This is a genomic window from uncultured Limosilactobacillus sp., assembly GCF_934202705.1.
Classification (GTDB): Bacteria; Bacillota; Bacilli; order Lactobacillales; family Lactobacillaceae; genus Limosilactobacillus.
The window spans coordinates 77,791-96,737 of sequence record NZ_CAKPYE010000003.1 but is presented as its reverse complement, the minus strand read 5'-3'; the positions used below and the strand labels follow the sequence as shown (position 1 = coordinate 96,737).

The 18,947-nt window shown below is 42.9% G+C and carries 9 protein-coding genes; 4 read left to right on the top strand and 5 right to left on the bottom strand.

Translation table 11 applies throughout. From position 1 onward, the window contains the following. Positions 1 to 37 precede the first annotated feature (37 nt). Positions 38 to 583, bottom strand: coding sequence for a GNAT family N-acetyltransferase (locus Q0C76_RS02710; protein ID WP_295729411.1), 546 nt, complete (start codon positions 581 to 583; stop codon positions 38 to 40). 121 nt (positions 584 to 704) lie between these two features. On the opposite strand from Q0C76_RS02710, the gene coaA reads away from it, so the two are divergent. Then, entirely contained in the window at positions 705 to 1,628 is a 924-nt protein-coding gene (gene coaA, locus Q0C76_RS02705; RefSeq protein ID WP_295729409.1) for a type I pantothenate kinase, read from the top strand. A gap of 30 nt (positions 1,629 to 1,658) precedes the next feature. Here the strand turns inward: coaA and Q0C76_RS02700 are convergent, their stop codons facing one another. Genes Q0C76_RS02700 through Q0C76_RS02690 form a run of 3 tightly spaced genes read right to left on the bottom strand, consistent with a single transcriptional unit; the run spans position 1,659 to position 4,217 of the window. Then, positions 1,659 to 2,909, bottom strand: coding sequence for a HAMP domain-containing sensor histidine kinase (locus Q0C76_RS02700; protein WP_295729407.1), 1,251 nt, complete (start codon positions 2,907 to 2,909; stop codon positions 1,659 to 1,661). A 12-nt stretch (positions 2,910 to 2,921) separates the two neighbouring features. Then, positions 2,922 to 3,596, bottom strand: coding sequence for a response regulator transcription factor (locus tag Q0C76_RS02695; protein ID WP_295729404.1), 675 nt, complete (start codon positions 3,594 to 3,596; stop codon positions 2,922 to 2,924). Between the two features lie 9 nt (positions 3,597 to 3,605). Next, entirely contained in the window at positions 3,606 to 4,217 is a 612-nt protein-coding gene (locus tag Q0C76_RS02690; RefSeq protein WP_295729402.1) for a GTP pyrophosphokinase family protein, read from the bottom strand. Between the two features lie 183 nt (positions 4,218 to 4,400). Here Q0C76_RS02690 and guaA point away from each other — a divergent pair, with 183 nt between their 5' ends. Continuing rightward, entirely contained in the window at positions 4,401 to 5,954 is a 1,554-nt protein-coding gene (guaA, locus tag Q0C76_RS02685) for a glutamine-hydrolyzing GMP synthase (RefSeq protein WP_295729399.1), read from the top strand. Positions 5,955 to 7,357: 1,403 nt separating this feature from the next. Here the strand turns inward: guaA and Q0C76_RS02680 are convergent. Then, positions 7,358 to 8,221, bottom strand: coding sequence for an RNA methyltransferase (locus tag Q0C76_RS02680; RefSeq protein ID WP_295729396.1), 864 nt, complete (start codon positions 8,219 to 8,221; stop codon positions 7,358 to 7,360). Positions 8,222 to 8,537: 316 nt separating this feature from the next. Between Q0C76_RS02680 and Q0C76_RS02675 the strand changes: the two genes are divergently transcribed. Beyond that, positions 8,538 to 8,726, top strand: coding sequence for a KxYKxGKxW signal peptide domain-containing protein (locus Q0C76_RS02675; protein WP_295729394.1), 189 nt, complete (start codon positions 8,538 to 8,540; stop codon positions 8,724 to 8,726). A 54-nt stretch (positions 8,727 to 8,780) separates the two neighbouring features. After that, a complete protein-coding gene (locus Q0C76_RS02670; protein ID WP_295729392.1) occupies positions 8,781 to 18,869 on the top strand; it encodes an MBG domain-containing protein in 10,089 nt (3,362 codons plus the stop codon). Positions 18,870 to 18,947: the final 78 nt, after the last annotated feature.

The window sequence follows — 18,947 nt, the reverse complement described above, 5'->3', positions numbered from 1 at the left end:
ACCCTCGTGATGACAATCATCACGAGGGTTAATTAGTTTATAGTTGATGAAAAGCTAGTTGGTGGCGATAGTTAAATGGACGGAAAAACCACCGATAGGCTGCTTCAAGATCTTTCAATTGGAAGGGCTGGTTGGCTAAAATGGTGTAGGTTAAACCATCTTCGGTCACTTGATAATGACTATCTTGGAAACCGTGTTTTTGGTAGAATTTTAACCGCCGTCGCCGTTGCTCTGCGTTTGTGGCATCATCATTAAGCGGTTCGGCATCCAAGACCAGTGGGATTGCTGGCCGTTTAGCATTCAGCCAATCTAAAATTTGGCCACCATACCCTTGCGAGTGAAGCTTCGGGTCCACCGCTAAAAAGAACAGGAAGTCGAGTTGCTGATGGTGAATTAAGTAGCTAAAGCCAACCAGCTGATTGTGGTCATAGTAAGCTAAAAATTCACCGTGCTTAGAATTGGCTTTATGCACGAGCCATGACCATTTGACTTGTTCATCGACTGGAAAAGCATCATGATAGAGTTGTTTGATTTGCTCGTAGTCAGTCAAGTGGCGACTGACGGTTTGGGCAGTAAGTGTCACAATATCCCTCCTAAATTGCTCACATTCTAACGAAAACCCGCCCAAAAAGCAAATCTCGCCTTAAAAAGCAGATTAATGGTAAAATAGACCTATTAATTTAATGATTCGAGGAAATAATAGCATGGATGAATGGCTCAATTATGATCAATTCGATCGGAAAACTTGGCATAGCTTTTTTCCAAGCGAACGTGTCATGCTCACACAGGAAAATTTGGATGCAATTAAGTCACTAAACGACCAAATTTCCATTAATGATGTTCAGGAAGTTTACCTGCCTTTGATTAAATTATTACAACTCCAATACCAAAATTATATTCAGATGCAGTTGCAGCGGCTCACGTTTTTGAAGAAGCCGTCACGGCGGATTCCGTATATTATCGGCATTGCTGGATCAGTAGCGGTTGGTAAAAGTACGACCGCGCGTTTGCTGCAAATCTTGCTGAACCGTTTAATGCCTGACCAGCGAGTTGAGTTGATTACTACGGATGGTTTTTTATATTCCAATGCTGAATTAAAAAAGCGCGGGTTAATGGCGCGCAAAGGTTTTCCAGAATCGTACGATATGGAACGGTTGTTAACCTTTCTCAATGACGTGAAAGCGGGAGCGGATGAAGTGGTTGCTCCAACCTATTCGCATAATACGTATGATATTATGCCGGATCGGCCTCAAATCATTCGGGAACCGGATATTTTGATTGTGGAGGGGATTAATGTCCTGCAGTTGCCGACGACGCAACGACTGTACGTCAGTGACTTTTTTGACTGCTCGATTTACGTTGATGCGGATGCTGAACTAGTGAAGCAATGGTATTTAGAACGATTTGGCCTTTTATTGTCGACGGCGTTTCAAAATCCGGATAACTATTATTATCCATACACAAAGCGTCCCCATGAAGAGGCGTTTGCAATGGCGCGTCAAGTATGGGATGACGTGGACCTTCCTAATCTACGTGATTATATTTTACCAACGCGTAATCGAGCGGACATCATCTTGCATAAGACCCATCATCATAAAATTGATCGGATTTACTTACGGGAAGACTAAAACAGGCTGGCGTTATCGCCAGCCAATTTTTTAATTTGCGCTTCGTAATGTGATTTGAAAGCTAATCATGCCATTCTGATATTGCGCTTTGATCTTACCGTGAAAGAGAGTTACAATTCGCTGCGCCATTGACAATCCAATCCCAAAACCGCTTTGCTGAGTGATATGGTGAGCGGTATCGGCGCGGTAGAAACGGTCGAAAAACTTTCGATAGTTGATATTTTGACCGTGAGCATAGGAATTGGCAACGGTTAGGGTGACATCCTTGGCCCGTTTGCTTTTACGGAGGCGTAATTTGATGGTTCCATTGGGGTCACAATATTTATTGGCATTATCAAGCAAGATGTTGATTAGTTCTTCAAATCTGGTCATTTCGCCTTGAATCATTAGTCCAGATTGAACGTGAATTTGTAGTTGATGTCCATCCTTCATCGTCACACTCTTGAAACTTTCCGCGACCTGCTGGACGATTTTACTAGCGTTGAGAGCGGTAATTTCAAACGTTGGCTGTTCTTCTAAGCGCGCTAGCGAGATTAAATTGTTAATTAATTTAGTTAATCTAGTAACTTGTTCCTGATTGCTTTTAGTCCATTCATCTTCACCAGTGGTTAGTTCTTGCATTTCGGTGTTAGCAGAAATCACGGTGAGGGGAGTTTTTAATTCATGTCCGGCATTCGTGATGAATTCCCGTTGCCGTTGTTCAGCTTCTATAATGGGCTTGATCGCGCGCTTGGAAAAAGCAATGAGAATCACGGTATACAAGATGAGACAAATTAACCCAAGCATGATACTAACGTGGAGAATTTCACGCGTTTCTGACATTAATAGGGTTTCGTCGAGGAATACCACTTGGGTGGCTTGAGAACGTCGCTTGATTTGGTAGGCATAGCGAATGCCTTGATAACGGACGGTGCCATGATTACTTGACCGTTTAATTACTTGTTTGGCAAGTTGCTGAATTGCTTTTGGAGAGACCGTTAAAATATGCTGACTGTTAATCTTGATCGGATCGTGATTAGTTGGTAATTCAGCACTAAAATAGCGATACTGATACAGTCCCTCTCGGGAAAAGCGGGAGCCCAGGAAGCCATTAGTTGGTTGCTGAATATTTTTGCTTGGCAACTGGCCGTCATTTTGAATTAACATTGTTAGAACGGTGTTGACTTCGTTTTGTGAACGGTAGAAAGCAATTGAAGTAATGCTGCCAATGATGGTAACTAAGACGAGGACGAGGGCACAAGTCGAAACGACAATAAATTTTCTTTGAAAATGGCGAATCATGAAACCCCTCCTTTAGCTTGGCTCGATAATTGTAAAGGGGCCGGCCTTTTCACCAGTAATGCTAACTCGGGAACCAACTGATTGGAGTTTTTGACGCAGGTAGGAAATGGTAAACCACACGTCTTCATGATCAGCACTTTCATCATCGTCGTCCCAGGTATGATTAAGCAAGTCATCAACCGATAGCTTTTTATGAGCATTTAAAATTAAATACTGCAAGAGACGTGCTTCCTTACTGGAGAGACTAATTGAATTATGACTGGTGAGGGTTTGCTGATTCGTATCGACGGTGAAGTCACCAAATTTAAGGACGTCTTGATCGAGTCCCTCGTTGCGTCGCTCTAATGACCGTAAGCGGGCCAGGAGTTCTTTAAGTGAAAATGGTTTCGTCATATAATCATCGGCCCCTGCGTCCAAGCCAGCGACTTTATCGTCCACTTCGGCCATGGCGGTCAGCATCATGACGTAGGTGCGGTCACCAGTTTGACGAATCTCTTGCAAAGCTTCTAATCCGGTTTTAACCGGCATCATAATATCCAAAATAATTACGTCATAGGCATTCGCCTTGGCCAGGTCAACGGCTTCCTGACCATTATGGGCATGATCCACAGTATAGCCAGCGTTTTGCATGGCCATGATTAAGACCCGCGCTAGCTGTGCTTCATCTTCTGCTAGTAAAATTTGCATCATTATCACCTAATCACTTTCGTTAATCAATTGTCGAATGGTTTGCATTTGAACATCGCAAGAGGCGAGCTGATCAGCACACCGTTTGAGTTCTTTACCAATGCGTTCCGAATTATGAATGTGGTGTTTGTATTTCATTTCGTGTTCCAGACTCGCCCACGAGTCCATAGCAATGGTCCGGAGCTGAAGTTCAGCAAAGTAATGGCCTGGAAGGTGACCGTCAATATCGCGATAGGGAGTCGTGACGTCAAGAATGACGTGATAGCTACGGTAACCATTCGGTTTGGCGTTCGTAATGTAGTCCTTTTCGTTGACAATTTGGCACCAATCAGCTTGATGCAAGCGGGTTAGACACCGATCAATGTCATCAATAAAATTGCAGACAATTCGAATGCCAATGGCATCTTTGCATTGGCGTAAGGCTGCTTTGGTGGTTACCGGGTAACCTTTCCGTTGGCATTTTTCTACCATGCTGGATGGTGTTTTGATTCGACTAATTAAATGTTCATAGAGCTTCGGTTGGTGATGCTGAAGTTCGGTCTGATTTAATTGTTCAATTCTGACAAGTAAATCGTCCATTACTTGGTGCAAAGTTGGTTCATATTGCTGATAAATATTCATGCAAATCATTCCCTTATCAAATTGGATTCATTATAACAAGAATTTAGTGGTGGTCAGTCAGCGATAACGAATTTTAGAAAATCTTCGGTAATTGACAGTAACCGTGACGAACTATATTGACCCGTTTAGGTAAACACCTTACAATAGTTTTAAGTTTGAATTCAAAATAAAGGAGTGGGCGAAGTGGCGAACATCGATTTAGATGCTTTTGACAAGATCTTGGTACTGGATTTTGGTAGTCAATACAACCAATTGATTACCCGTCGGATTCGGGACTTTGGGATTTACTCAGAGTTAATGTCACATAAAGTCAGTGCTGCAGAAATCAAAAGATTGCATCCAAAGGGAATCATTTTCTCTGGTGGACCAAATTCCGTGTATGCAAAGGATGCTTTCAAAGTTGATCCTGAGATTTATCAATTGGGGATTCCAATTTTAGGAATTTGTTATGGAATGCAATTGATGGCCTATGATTTAGGTGGCAAGGTTGAATCAGCTGATGATTCTGAATATGGTCGGGCCGACATCAAAGTGACGGATAGTCAAGCAGTGATGTTCAAAGGCTTGCCGGAGAAGCAATATGTCTGGATGAGTCACGGCGATCGGGTTACCAAAGTGCCTGATGGTTTTGCAGTGACCGCTACCAGTAAGAACTGCCCGATTGCAGCGATGGCAGATGATGAGCGGAAATTATATGGTCTACAATTCCATACGGAAGTCCGCAACACAGAGTATGGCTTAGATATTTTGAAGAATTTTGCCTTTAATGTTTGTGGTGCCAAGGCCAATTGGTCAATGGATGACTTTATTGACATGCAAGTCGACAAAATTCGCGAAGAAGTTGGCGATAAAAAAGTCATTCTGGGGTTATCTGGTGGAGTCGACTCCAGTGTTACAGCGGTTTTGATCCATAAGGCGATCGGTGACCAATTAACGTGTATCTTTGTTGATCACGGTCTCTTGCGGAAGAACGAAGCGGATCAAGTAATGAATGCTTTGAACCGTGACCTTGGAGTCAACATTATTAAAGTCGATGCTAGTGATCGATTCTTAGGTAAATTAAAGGGTGTCACTGATCCTGAACAAAAGCGGAAGATTATCGGGAAAGAGTTCGTGGAAGTCTTCAATGAAGAAGCCAAAAAGATGGATGATGCAGAATTCTTGGCCCAAGGGACGCTTTATACCGACGTGATTGAATCCGGAACGGACACCGCACAAACCATTAAATCCCACCACAATGTGGGAGGCTTACCCAAGAAGCTCGGTTTCAAGCTGATTGAACCATTACGGAGCTTATTTAAGGACGAAACGCGGGCCCTCGGTGAAAAATTGGGGATTCCGCACGAGTTAGTCTGGCGACAACCGTTCCCTGGTCCTGGGTTAGGGATCCGGGTCATTGGCGAAATTACGCCTGCCAAATTAGCAATTGTCCGCGAAAGCGACGCCATTTTGCGTGAAGAAATTGCAAAGGCTGGATTAGACGAAAAGATCTGGCAATACTTTACAGTGTTACCAGGAATTCGTTCCGTTGGTGTCATGGGTGATGGTCGGACGTACGACTATGCCGTTGCCATTCGGGCAGTGACTTCCATTGATGGAATGACGGCTGACTTTGCGAAGATTCCATGGGATGTCTTGCAAAAGATTTCCGTGCGGATCGTTAATGAAGTCGACCACGTTAACCGAATCCTTTACGATGTCACGAGTAAGCCGCCTTCGACGATTGAATACGAATAATTCGACTTTTGCGCTAGGAACAGGAATACCGGTATAACAGCATTTTAGATTACTATGCCAACGCTGATGCACAACATGCCGGAACTTACACGGAAGATGTTTTGATCACCTTCCCAGATGGTTCAACCGTTACTAAGCAAGTGACATTAACTGTTAAGTACAACCCAGCTATGCTTAGATTGGCTAAGCATTGGCGGAATGACTAAAAAGCGAATAGTAAATAAAAAGTCGTCACTTCATCAAGAAAACGACTTAAAGTTTTGATTTGAATTTTTTCGTATCATAGCATACAAAAAGAGAGCAGGGAGCTGCAGTTCACCACGCTCGATCGTGAATTTGAAAGACTTTATGGTTTGAAAAGAGATTAGCCCTTTGAGGTTAGTCTCTTTTACTATATTAGTAAGCACTTTAGAACAATAAAGGCACACGAGCTAAAGTCCAAATAGCCGTAGTCAATTGGACTGTTCTTATTCATCTAATCATTTTTTAGCTCTTACTCACCTTCGTAAATGGGGGTTACGTATCATCTGATTTATATTCACCTGGATAAGTTGTCTAAGTAGCTAGCTCATTCAACTAATCCTGCTGAAATTATAGTATATTGAACAGAAAAACCGCTCGGCCCGAAAGCCAAGCGGTCGCCAAGGTCGTCAAACCATGCTATAATATAACCGTAAATGAGAATATACTATATTCAACAATTAGGCTGATAGCTTAACGGTAACGCTCTTGTTCTGGTGTACTGCAATACACCACCAGCCAAGCGCAACAAAGAACGTCTCCAAAAGAGATCAGCTCCTTAAATTGGACTTGTGCATTAGTGGTAGCTAGTGCACTTTTGTTATTTTAGCATTAATTCTTACAGTAGAATAGTACAAATTGTTTACGCATAATTTGTAAATTACGTAAAAAAGTGAAATCATAAGAACACCGATTATAAGCGGAATCCGAGGGTAAATAAAGAATGATTGTAAGGTTTGATAGTCATTTGATGATTTAAATTTATTTTTTGCGCAAAATTATTAATCGCTATTCTAGGTTTGCTGGCGTTCATGGAATTGATGAACGATCTAATTGCAGAATTTAATGGTAAGCCATCGTTTAGGTCTCAGCAGTCCCTTAACAACTCTTAAATTTAGTAGTAATGACATTGTACTTGCTTCTAAAATGGAAGGTAGTATGAAGATCACTCCTGCACAAAAATCAGGGATAGCATTCAATGGTAATCAACATATGAGTGGTGATGCAATTATTGGTCTGACAAAAGTCTGCTAAAGTGGTAAAAAGAAAGCTCAATAATTAATATGAAAGAAACATCTCTTACTCTAAACGAATAATGAAGTTACATAAAAGCCGGATCATGAATCTAATGGGTTCATGATCCGGCTTTATTTGGAATGAAGTTAATGGTTACGGTTGCCTAATTCCCAGAAAGCTAACGCCGAAGCTGCGGCAACATTTAAAGAATCAACTTCGGTTGTCATGGGAATTTTAATGGTAAAGTCACTTTCCGCAATCGTTTGGGGTCGCAGACCTGGTCCTTCTGATCCTAGAATGATTGCTAATTTATCGACTTGATCTAACTGGGGATTATCAATGTTGATGGTGTTGTGACGGAGCGCCATGGCGGCAGTTTGGTAACCAGCCTGGTGGAGCAATTGAATCCCTCCGGTTTGCCAAAGCTGCGCATCAATATAGGTCCAAGGGACTTGAAAGACCGTCCCCATTGCTACTCGTGAAGCACGGCGATACAATGGATCCGCAGAATCACTGGTGACGATGATCCCATCGATCCCAAGAGCAGCTGCCGAGCGAAAGATGGCCCCGATATTAGTCGGATTGACGACATTTTCCAAAACCGCAATCCGGGGGTGACGACTAGGGATTGATGATAGAAAAGTTGCGAGGCTTGGACGCTTGATGCGGTTTACCACCGCTAACGCCCCACGAAGTAAATTATAACCATGTAATTGACGGATTAAATCATGGTTAATAACATAGATAGGGGTCTGCTGAAGGCCACTGGTTTGGTGAGCAGCCATTTCGTGATCCAGATCCGCTAAATCACGTTCCAGGACGCCATTTTCTACTAAAAGGGAGACCGGTTGGTAGCCTGCCCGCAATGCTCGTTCGATGACCTTGGGACTTTCGGCAATAAATAATCCGGGTTGAGGTTCTCGGGCGTGGAAAAGCTGGGCTTCATTTAGCCGGACGTAAGGATCTAGGTTATGGTCATTCAGGTTTGAAAGAAAAATTAGATTATGCATACTGGAAATTCACCCGATTTAATCGTATTATTTGAAAGCAACTTTACTTTGCATCTTGACATAAAGACTATTTTAAGAAGTTATCAACCTATGCCAAGTGTTATCAAAATAATGATACAATAGAATATGTATAAGTAAAAGCTAACAGAGTTATCAAGCTTCGGTAAGTTTGCCAGTGACAAAAATGAAGGGCACCATAATCACTCAATCATTAACATTAGTAACTTCGCAATCACAACTTATTTTAAAAGTTAAGTCCAATTAAACTTTTAGCAAAAACAAGGGACTTAATCCTGAGATAGAGAGGATGTTTAATTTGGGTAAGAACAATCAACAACGCAGAATGATTCCTGAACGGAAAGATTTTAAATTATATAAGGCTAAAAAGCAATGGGTAACGGCATGTGCAACTGCTTTACTGGCTTTTGGGACAACTGCGGTCATGAACGTCAGCGCCCACGCTGATACTACGAATAATACCGCAGATGACCAACCTGCAATTTAAGTACCATCCGTAAAGGAGGCACTTAATAATCGTGAACAGGCCCACCAAGTAACCTTGAATCAACATGAACCGAACACCAATGCCTCGGGTGCGGCTGATCAAACCGCTGTGGAAAATCAAGGTGAGCTATCAAAGACGGCGACCACTGCTGGAGACCAATCGAAAGCTGTTAATGCACCAAGTAAATCTGCTGAGCCAACTCATCAAATTGAACAGCCAAAGTTGACAGAAAAACGTCAGCAGACGCCTGTTACGCCACATGCTGAAAGTAGTGAAGAAATTGCACCAGTGCCATGGTCAACTGAAACTGGAGCTTCACCAGCAGTAGTTGCCGGGACTGACTTGACCAACATGGCAGGGCAATTATTGCAAAATGGTGATGCTCTTGCCAAGGCCGGCGCTAAATTCTCGTGGGTTGGGGAAGTTCCAAAGCCAACGCAGGCTAATTCTACCGCTGGCACTAGTGATGTTCTTACGGGGACAGTCCGTGTAACTTATGCTAACGGAACGACTAAAGATGTCCAAGTTAGTTTCTATTCTGAACCTCAGGCGCAGCTTAATGCTAATTACTATTATGTTAATAATGTTGGCGACCAAGTCGATCCGCTGACGACACCGGATGCGAATGGCCGCGTAATTCTTGATGCTGCTAATTCTGATGATGCAACTAAAAGTCTTCTTCAATTAACAGCAGGTGTTACTGGGGATGCTACTGGCCTTCACTTGAAGCTAGTTCAGCCACTGGACACAAGTTCAATTGGAATTAAGTGGGCTGAGGTGCAGGTAACTGATGATTCAATGTTTACTGACGCCAATAATAACCCAATTCATAAAGTCATTGGTAGTCCGTACGTGGTTAAGGTGCCATATGTTGTTAAAACTTTGAAGCCACGTGAGGATAGTCCGGTTGATGCAGATGGCGAGATGACGATTAATGCCCAGCTTTCACAAGCTTTACCAGATTCTAATGGCAATATAAATTTGGGAACAAGTAATGGCTTTATTCCTACTGCTAATCCAACAGTTTGGGGAGAATATCTTTATCAAAATTATGACTTGGCTTGTGCCTTAGGTATTATTACTCAGGTTACTGGCTGGACCCAGCCAACTGGAATCGTTAATATCCATAATTTACCTGAATCAAGCTTCTCAATCAATTTAACTGGGCTGAAGAATGCTCCCGTCCAGCAAGTAAAGGTTAACTATGTTACGCAAGTAAAAGTTGATCCAATGTACTATTATTCAAAAGGAGACTGGACGAAATTTCCTAATCGAAATAAGAATAAAACAGAACTTGAGAATTTAATTAAAGATGGCGCGATGAAAGATTCTGTTCATTTGGTCCTATCAGATGGAACCGAAATAGCGCCAACGGGATTCACTAGTGGCAATGTTACTGCGCCAAATATACAGAGTGGTAAAGCTAGTATGACCTTTAATGTCGTCTATAATGGCAACGCTCCACTTATTTTTAATACTGCTGGTAATTACGAAAATATTAATGGTGCTTCGCTAAGCAATCAAATACCTGTTACAAAAGACTTCGTTGACAATATTGCAAAACAGATGAAGGCGGTAAATAATTCTAATACCATGTTACTTTCATCACTTGCAATCGGAACAATGCAGTCAATCTGGGTTGGTGCCAAGGCAACAGATGTTACACCGCTACAGCCATCAGTACCAACAAGTGCTCATCCAGAAGTGGACGTCACTGATGGCCCCAAAAGTTCTACAAATGACGATATTTTAGCTGCTTTAGTTAAGAACGCGACAGAAAAGCAACAAGACTATACTAAAGATCCATATGAGTTGCCAGATGGCAATAAGTGGCAACAAGGGACCAAGTTTGAATGGGTTAACGAAAATGGAACGGTCACCCCGCTGACCTTTAAGACCGCTGGTGAAACTAAAGTTGGTAAGATCAGGATTACTTTGCCAAGTGGTTCAAGCAGTGATGTGTCAATTAAAGTGGTTTCACGGGCTAATGTAAAAGCGAAGAGTGAAACGGTTAATTATGGGACATCTTTAACTGCAGACGAATTAGTAACTAACAAGAGCGCCTTCCCTGATGGCACAACTTTCCAATTTGCTAACGGGACTGAACCAGACTGGAAGAAGGCCGGTTCATATGACACGGTACAAATTACGGCAACGTATCCACTCAAAAATGCGAATGGACAAAAGGAAAAAGATATTACCACGGGTCCAACCACTGTAGCGGTGGCGATTAATGATTCACGAATTGTGAACGTCATGGAAGGCACTCATATACCTAGTGTAAAGGATATCCTGAATTTGCCGGCCACCTGGGCAAACCATGATGCTGATTGGACACCTGGCAAGAAAATCGAATTAGGTAAAAATACCGAAGGTGAAATTACCGTTCATTATCCATCAAGTGGTCTTGATCAAAAGGTTAAGGTTTACCTTAACGTGATTCCCAAGGTAACGACAACTGATCCCCAAAATTTCTTCACAAATGGTCATCATTATGACGGTAGTGAAGGAACCATTGCGAATGGCGAAAACCAAGGTGGTATTTTAACCAATGACGCTAATGGTGATCCAATTAATTACAACGGCTATCAGGAAAGTGGCGTAGCTGGTCGACCTTCCACCATTACCAATGAGGCGATGAGCTACACGCCAACTTTCGACTTATCAGGCTTACAAACCAACGCTGATGGTAGTTTGGTTAGTGGTCAGCAAAGCCCTATTATTAAGGTTTATGTACCAAATGGCAAAGACATTGTTGGGCTTTCAGCTGAAACGGATAAGGATGGTAAAGTCCGCTATTACTATGAATTAAAGCCGACTGTTAACGTGGCCCAGAAGGTTACCTTCCAGTTTGTCGATCAATATCATGACGATGCACCAGTTGGCAAAGCTTATTCACAGGAGTTTATTCCAGGGAAAGCAACTAATTACACTTTTGATATGAAGTTGCCAGACGGTTATGAACCAGCTACTGGAACGTCAATTCCTACGAAATCGGCACAATATACTTTAGCTGCATTTTCTAAGAATCCGATTACTGTGAAGGTGCCAATTCATGAGATTCTGCACTTTTCGATTACTTTCCATGATGAAGAGTCTAATACCAATCTTGGTACGCTTGATTTAAAGAATCCTGCTAATGGTTTTTATACTGATGCTAGATCTATACTTCATCTTCCCAATGGTGTAAATGTTGGAGATTATCAGTCGACTTCAGTGAGTGGTGTTCCTAAAGGCGTTACTATTGGTGCTTCATGGTGGGCTTCTTTTAGTGATCCGAATGCTTGGTGGTGGATTCCTAACTACAAGTGGGAAACCAACATTGCGACTGAATCTAAATTATGCGGTGCTAACATTGTCATTAATTTGAAGCATAAGACTGAAGATGTTACAGCTACCGACAAGAAAACCCATGAAACTCGGCAAGCAGTTGTAAATTACGTTAAGGCCAAGGTTAATGCTGATGGTACCTATACGACAGATGGTCAGGCATTTGATTCTGCTAAGCTTGATGTTTACTACGTTCGCCAAGCTACTAAGGACTTAGTAACTGGTGAAGTTACGTATGGTCCATGGCTTTGGGATACCAATAGTGGTCAACATGGTTATCATGTCGTTTCAGGTAACTGGACTAAACTTCCACAAGAATGGGGAGCTGTAGTTGCTGACGTACCAACTCTAGATGGTTATACTGCGGCGATTGTAACTGATAAGTCAGGACAACCAGCCAACCAGTTCGTTTACCCAACTTGGAATGGCGGGCAGACTGATCCCACTAAGGCTTCACAAGCATATACTACCGATGCTTCAGTTTATGAAGCTCAACCGGTCCACACTATTTTGTACATCCCTGTTGAAAGCCAACCACGGACGATTACGGCGCACTTTAAGATTGCTGGTGGTGATCGTGATGGTCAAGTCTTTGCTCCTGATGCGCAAGTACAAATTTTCTATGGTCGTACAGGAACCTTAAATGTTAATACCAATAAGATTACTTATGGTGATTGGAGTTGGGATCCATCAGCTGGTGATAAGGCAACCCCTGGTTTCCATATCATTTCCGGTAATTCCTTATGGTCATTACCAAAGGGCAATGCTACTTCTTGGGGGATCACACCACCTGATGCTGGCAATGACTATGAAACAGTCAGCATGCGGATTGGCAACAATATGACAACCGTGACGTTTGCTAATCCAAACTACAAACCAAATACAGTCTTTACAAACTCTACAGCAGACGAGTGGTATGTACGAAATGAATTAACTACTTACTACGTTCCAAAGAGCATGGTTAATAAGACCATTACCAGGACGATTACGCTGAATGAACCTGGTAAGGAGCCACAGACAATTAACCAAACCGCTAACTTAAGTCGCCAGGTCAGGATCAATGCTGACGATACAGGTGTTGTCTACTCAGGGTTTGATGGTAGTGGCTGGAGTACTGATAGCTGGCCAGTTTGGTCGGTACCAGTCCATGAAGGCTACCAAATTGTGGCCCAGCAAACGGTCGCTGGTCACACGACTACCATTGACTTGAATAATGGACAGATTCCGGCGGAAGCCGTTAATAGTGATTCCCAAGATACAGCGATTAACATTACTTATGCAGCAACGGCAACCGCGCAATTAGCTGGTAACGGTTCAAGCATTTACAATGGTCGCCAAATTACCCTTAATGATTTGAATCAAGGGATTCATGTAACGGTAACCGGTCCAACTGCCAATGCTGGGACTTACAGGATCCAATCTGGAGATGTTGAATTTTCCAAGGATGGTACTCATTGGTCAACGACCATGCCAACCGATGCTGCCAAGTACCAAGTTCGTTTAACTACCCAAGGAGCAAACGGCATTAAACAGCAATTTGGCAATAATAGTATTGTTTGGACGCAAGATGGTAAGTCAACGATCACGGGGACGGCTAACTACACCATTACGCCACGATCAACTGACGTTCAATTATCAAATATTACTGCCGGTAATTACACCAAGGTTTATGATGCCCAAGCCACGAATGAGATTGACGCAAGCAAGTTCCAAATTATTGCTAATGGTGTCACGCTTAATCAGGCGGACCTCACTGGAAATCTTTATGAATGGGTTGACGCTCAAGGACATCCTTTGACTGAGAAGCCGAAGAACGTTGGTACTTACTACGTGAAGTTAACGGAGGCCGCGTTTGCTCAATTGCAGGCGGCTAATCCAAATCTGAAGTTAACGAATACTGGTTTAGGTGTTTACACGATTACGCAAGCTAATGCAACGGCAACGTTAAGTGGTTCTAGCAGCAAGGTTTATGATGGTAGTGCTATCTCAATTGAACAGCTAAATCGTAATGGCGAGATTAAGGTTAGCCTGAACTTCCCAGGTGTGAACGGTCAAACTTACACTCTGAAGCAAAATGATTACAAGATCAGTGGTAATGCCACCGATGCTGGTGAGTACACCATTACTTTGACTGATGCTGGTGTGACAAATGTTGAAAATTACATCAAGTCATTAGCTGGTACTGGTCAAAATGGCCAAAGCAATGTGAAATTTACGAATAACGCGATTTCAGGTAATGCTAAATTTACAATTACGGCTTCGAAGAATGTCGTCAGTGTTAGCGGTACCCAAACTGAAACTTACCAGGGTTCGCCATACGATGTCGTCTACAATACAGCTGGGACTAATAGTGTTACTGTTTCAGTTGCTAAGGCAACTGGTAATAACGACGGTGCTTTAGCAAATCTTGCTAATGTTCATCTTGATGCTAACGATTTCCAAATCGTAGGTGGTCCAGCGGAGAAGGTTGGTAGTTACCAGATTGTCTTAACTGATACTGGTTTGGCTAAGATTCAGCAAGCCCTTGGTAATAACTATGAGATTAGCCTTGATCAAACTGCTCACGGTATCCTGCAGATTCAACAGGCACAGGTAACCACGACACTGAGTGGTAAGAATTCCATGGTTTACAACGGTGCAGCTGTAACAACGGATGACCTGTATACTGATGGTTCCACGATTAAGGTCACAATCAACGGTGCTGGCATTGCTAATTTGCCACAGACCTTTGAATTAAAAGACGGTGACTACACTTGGAATACCACTGATGGTAAAGCACCAAAAGACGTTGGTAACTATCAGATCACATTGACGGCGGCTGGAATTAATAAGATTCAAGCACAAATTAATGAAGCTGTTGGTGACGGTAATGTTGTCTTGACTTCAACAGCTAACGATGCAGGAACGGCCGATTTTGCCATTCAAAAGGCCGCGGTTTCCAATGTTCAGTTACATGGTGACGAAAAGTCAATTTATAACGGTCATCCAGTTACCTTCGATCCAACCAATGCCGAGGTGAAGAATAACTTTGGCTTTAACAATGCAACCGGCTTAACGATTCCGAACTTTACAAGTGCGGACTTCGATTGGTACGATGCGGCTGGACATCGGATTGACGCACCAACGAATGCTGGTCACTACAACTTGAAACTGAACCAGCGAGGTGAAGCAGCTTTGGCGAATGCCAACCCGAACCACACCTTCGTTAAGGACGGGAAGAGCACCATTACTGGTCAGATTAACTACATCATTAATCCGGCTGAATTAGTCATTACTGTTACTGGTAGTGCTTCAAAGGTTTTCGATAATCAGTCAGCACAGATTACTCAAGATCAGATTAATAAGGGTGATATTAAACTAGTTTGGGGTAATTCAGAGAATGAACCAGTTGGTTTAGGTCACTTTGATTTGACGCCAGCTGATTTCGAAGTTGTTGATGAACAGGGGCACTCAGTTATTCACGCAAATGCTGGTTATAACGATGATGGTACTGCAATTAAAGGGACGCCATATAAAGTTCGATTAACTACCGCTGCATTAGCAAAGATTAAGATGCTATCTGGGGCTGGTAACTACACGATTAGTCAGTCTCAAGATCATGGTGATTACTACATCTATGAACACAAGGCTGAACTGACTTTAACGGGTAATCAAACGACCGTTTATGGCAGTTACTTACCATTGGATCCGAATGCCTATACATTGAATTTTAGTAATTGGCTGGCAACGGATACTAAGCCAACGATTGCTTGGCAAAATGGTGTTCTCTACGTCAATGGTCAAGCAAATACCAAGGGCTTTAAGTGGCAAGTTGGTGACCTCTATGTGGACGGTCATCCCGATGGCAGTTTGCCAACTGAGGTTGGTAATTACCGAGTTAAAGTTTCCAAACACCTACTGGATGAATTACGTCAGTTATTCCCAGACTATGACTTCTCCGGTAACCTGGAGCACGCGGTGATGTTATTCGCAGTTACTGGGCAACCGAGTGGTGAACAAGTAGTAGAAGCCAGTCATGATCCGGCTAGTTATGTTATTAACCCAGCCGACGTTACAGTGAAGATTAACGGTACCGAACATGTGAAGTACGTTGCTGATCAGACGCCAACAATTAACTACGGTGGTGAAAATGGCTACACGCTTTCCATCACTGCACCAACTAAGCCAGAAGGGGCAACTGAAACCAATGAAAAGACCCCAATTTACACTAGCGTTAAGTTAAGTGCTGGTGATCTTGAATTTGTGACGACTCCTGATGGAGTTGGGACTTACCAAGTTAAGCTGTCAGCTCAAGGCTTGCAAAAGCTCCAAGCTTTGACTGGTGCTACTAACTATAATTGGTCGCAAGCATCGGCGGCTCGAGCCAACTTTAGGGTTAATCAAATGCCGGTAACGATTACAGTTACTGGTGAATCGACTGTAACTTATGGTGAACGAGAATGGCGGGACGCAATTACGGCTGTTCCAACTGGTTATGGGATTACGATTGCTCCTGAATCAGATCCAACTAACATGATTTACTATCAACTTCAAGCTGGTGACTTACAATACGTTGACACACCAGGCAATGTAGGCGATTACAGGGTTGTTCTATCAGCAACTGGTTTGGCTAACATTGAGAAGACTTTGGGTGGTAACTATGCATATCCACAGACTGTTCAAAATGTAACGAGTGATGCTAAGTTAGTAGTTGAAAAAGGTTATGCGCACGTCGGCCTCAATGGTAGTTGGGAAACAACTTACGATGGTAAAACAAGATTACCGCAAAGCCTAACTAACAAGTACAATTTAGGTGACTTAGTCATTTACAAACCAGACGGCACACCAGCCTCATTTGAATTGCAGCCAGGTGATCTTGCCTTTGCGGATGGCACTAATCCAAAGAATGTTGGTACCTATGATGTTGTCTTATCCGCAAGTGGTAAGCAACGGATTCAGGACTTAGATGGTAATAACGGTAATAATTACGACTGGGACTACGAACCAACTGCTCTTTACACAATTGACCAAGCAACTGGGCAGGCTAAACTAACTGGTCAAAACCAGAAAGAATTTGATGGTTCACAAGTCACGACGGCCGAAGTTAATAAAGACGGCCAGATTACTGTTGACTTAACACTACCCGTATACAGTCAACCATCTGAACCTGGTCAAGAGCCACAATTAATTGAGACGATTGAGCTTGGTAAGTATACTCTACAAGATGGTGATTACACCTGGGCTGATGGTAGTGCGCCAACTAAGGCCGGCACCTACACCATTAACTTGAATACGGACAAGATTTTGAGTCACTTGCAAGCTCGTTTGAATGACTTAGCCGGCACTGGTCAAGACAATCAAAGTAATGTCACAATTGTCGCCAAAGACCTTAGCGGAACGGCTCAGTTTACGATTAATCCAAAGGCGGCCACAGTAGCGTTAAGTGGTAATGATGGCAAGATTTATGATGGCCATCCGGCAGTCATTAATCCAGCTAAGGGAAGCTGGAATGATCAAGGGCTTGTCGCTGGTGATAAATTGAATACTTCAGGTTTAACAGCTAGTGATTATGAATGGGTTGATGCCAATGGCGCGCCGATTAATGTAGGGACTTACTACATTCAATTAACCCCAGCTGGGGTGAAGAAGCTCCAAGCAGCCAATCCAAACTATCGCATTAGTGAAAGTGGCCGAATTAAGTACGTCATCAGTCCAGCTAAAGCTGCCGTCACGATTACTGGTTTTGAAAAGAGCACGAAGGCCACGATTAACCCGAATAAATATCAGGTTAATGTTCCGGCAGGGATTACAGTTCCAACTGGTTTAGAATATGAATTTACGGAGACACCAAACCATTCTGGTACTTATAACATCACGTTAACACCAGCTTCGCTGCAAAAGTTAAAGGATGCCAATCCAAACTACGACTTGGAGATTTCTTCAACGGCTCAGTTTGAATTAGATGCGACGCTGAAGATTGAGTTCCAGGATACTGATGCGGACAATCAACAAGTGGGTTCGGTCATTACCAAGACCGGGGTTGCTGGTTCGTCAATTGATGATCTTGGCTTAATCATTCCAGCTAATTATGATTTAGCACCTGGGCAAACGCTGCCGAAGCATTACCAATTCGGTACGCAGTTAGAACAATTCTTGTACATTAAGCTGGTTCATAAGATCCAAGGGGTTAACCCAACGGATCCAACAACCAACCCTGAACCAAGTAACCCAGATTGGTTTAAGGAACATCACTTGGTTAAGGACATTACCAGAACCATCAATTACCAAGGCTTAAATCCAGAACAACTTGGCCAAATTCCAGCTGAACAAAAGCAGCAAACCGTTGAGTTTGTGCGGAAGGCTAGATATGACTTAGTTACAGGTCAATTGATTGCTGGCAGTGAAGGACCATGGATGGCAGTGGACGGTCACGAATTTGCTGGCTTCACCCCGCATGAGTTTGCGGGTTACGCAGCTCATCCAGCAATGGTTCCTGCAATGAACGTTACGAGCGATGATCCAGATTGTTCGTTGACGGTTACCTACACCAAGAACCCAGTGATTCCTGATCAACCAGGTACGCATGGCGGACATGACGGCCAACCTGGAACCAATGGCAATGGTTCAGCAACTGGATACGACACTGCTGACCAGATTACTAATGATCATTCAATTACTAATCAGCTCGCTCAGCATACCAAGAACGGTGCCAAGCGGTTACCACAGACTGGTAACCAGGATAACGAAGCGACGGCCACCGTTGGCTTCATCTTTGCTGGCTTGGTAAGTATTATTGGTCTAAGTGGAATTAACAAAAAGAAAAAGCATGATTAGTATATTTCTAATTACATGCTAAATAAAAAGGCGACTGTTAATGTTCGTTGATGAACACTAACAGTCGTTTTTCATTAT

Coding starts and splice junctions, on each gene's coding strand:
- Q0C76_RS02690 (WP_295729402.1), bottom strand. CDS start 4,217: ATGAATATTTATCAGCAATATGAACCAACTTTGCACCAAGTAATGGAC.
- Q0C76_RS02700 (WP_295729407.1), bottom strand. CDS start 2,909: ATGATTCGCCATTTTCAAAGAAAATTTATTGTCGTTTCGACTTGTGCC.
- Q0C76_RS02695 (WP_295729404.1), bottom strand. CDS start 3,596: ATGCAAATTTTACTAGCAGAAGATGAAGCACAGCTAGCGCGGGTCTTA.
- Q0C76_RS02680 (WP_295729396.1), bottom strand. CDS start 8,221: ATGCATAATCTAATTTTTCTTTCAAACCTGAATGACCATAACCTAGAT.
- coaA (WP_295729409.1), top strand. CDS start 705: ATGGATGAATGGCTCAATTATGATCAATTCGATCGGAAAACTTGGCAT.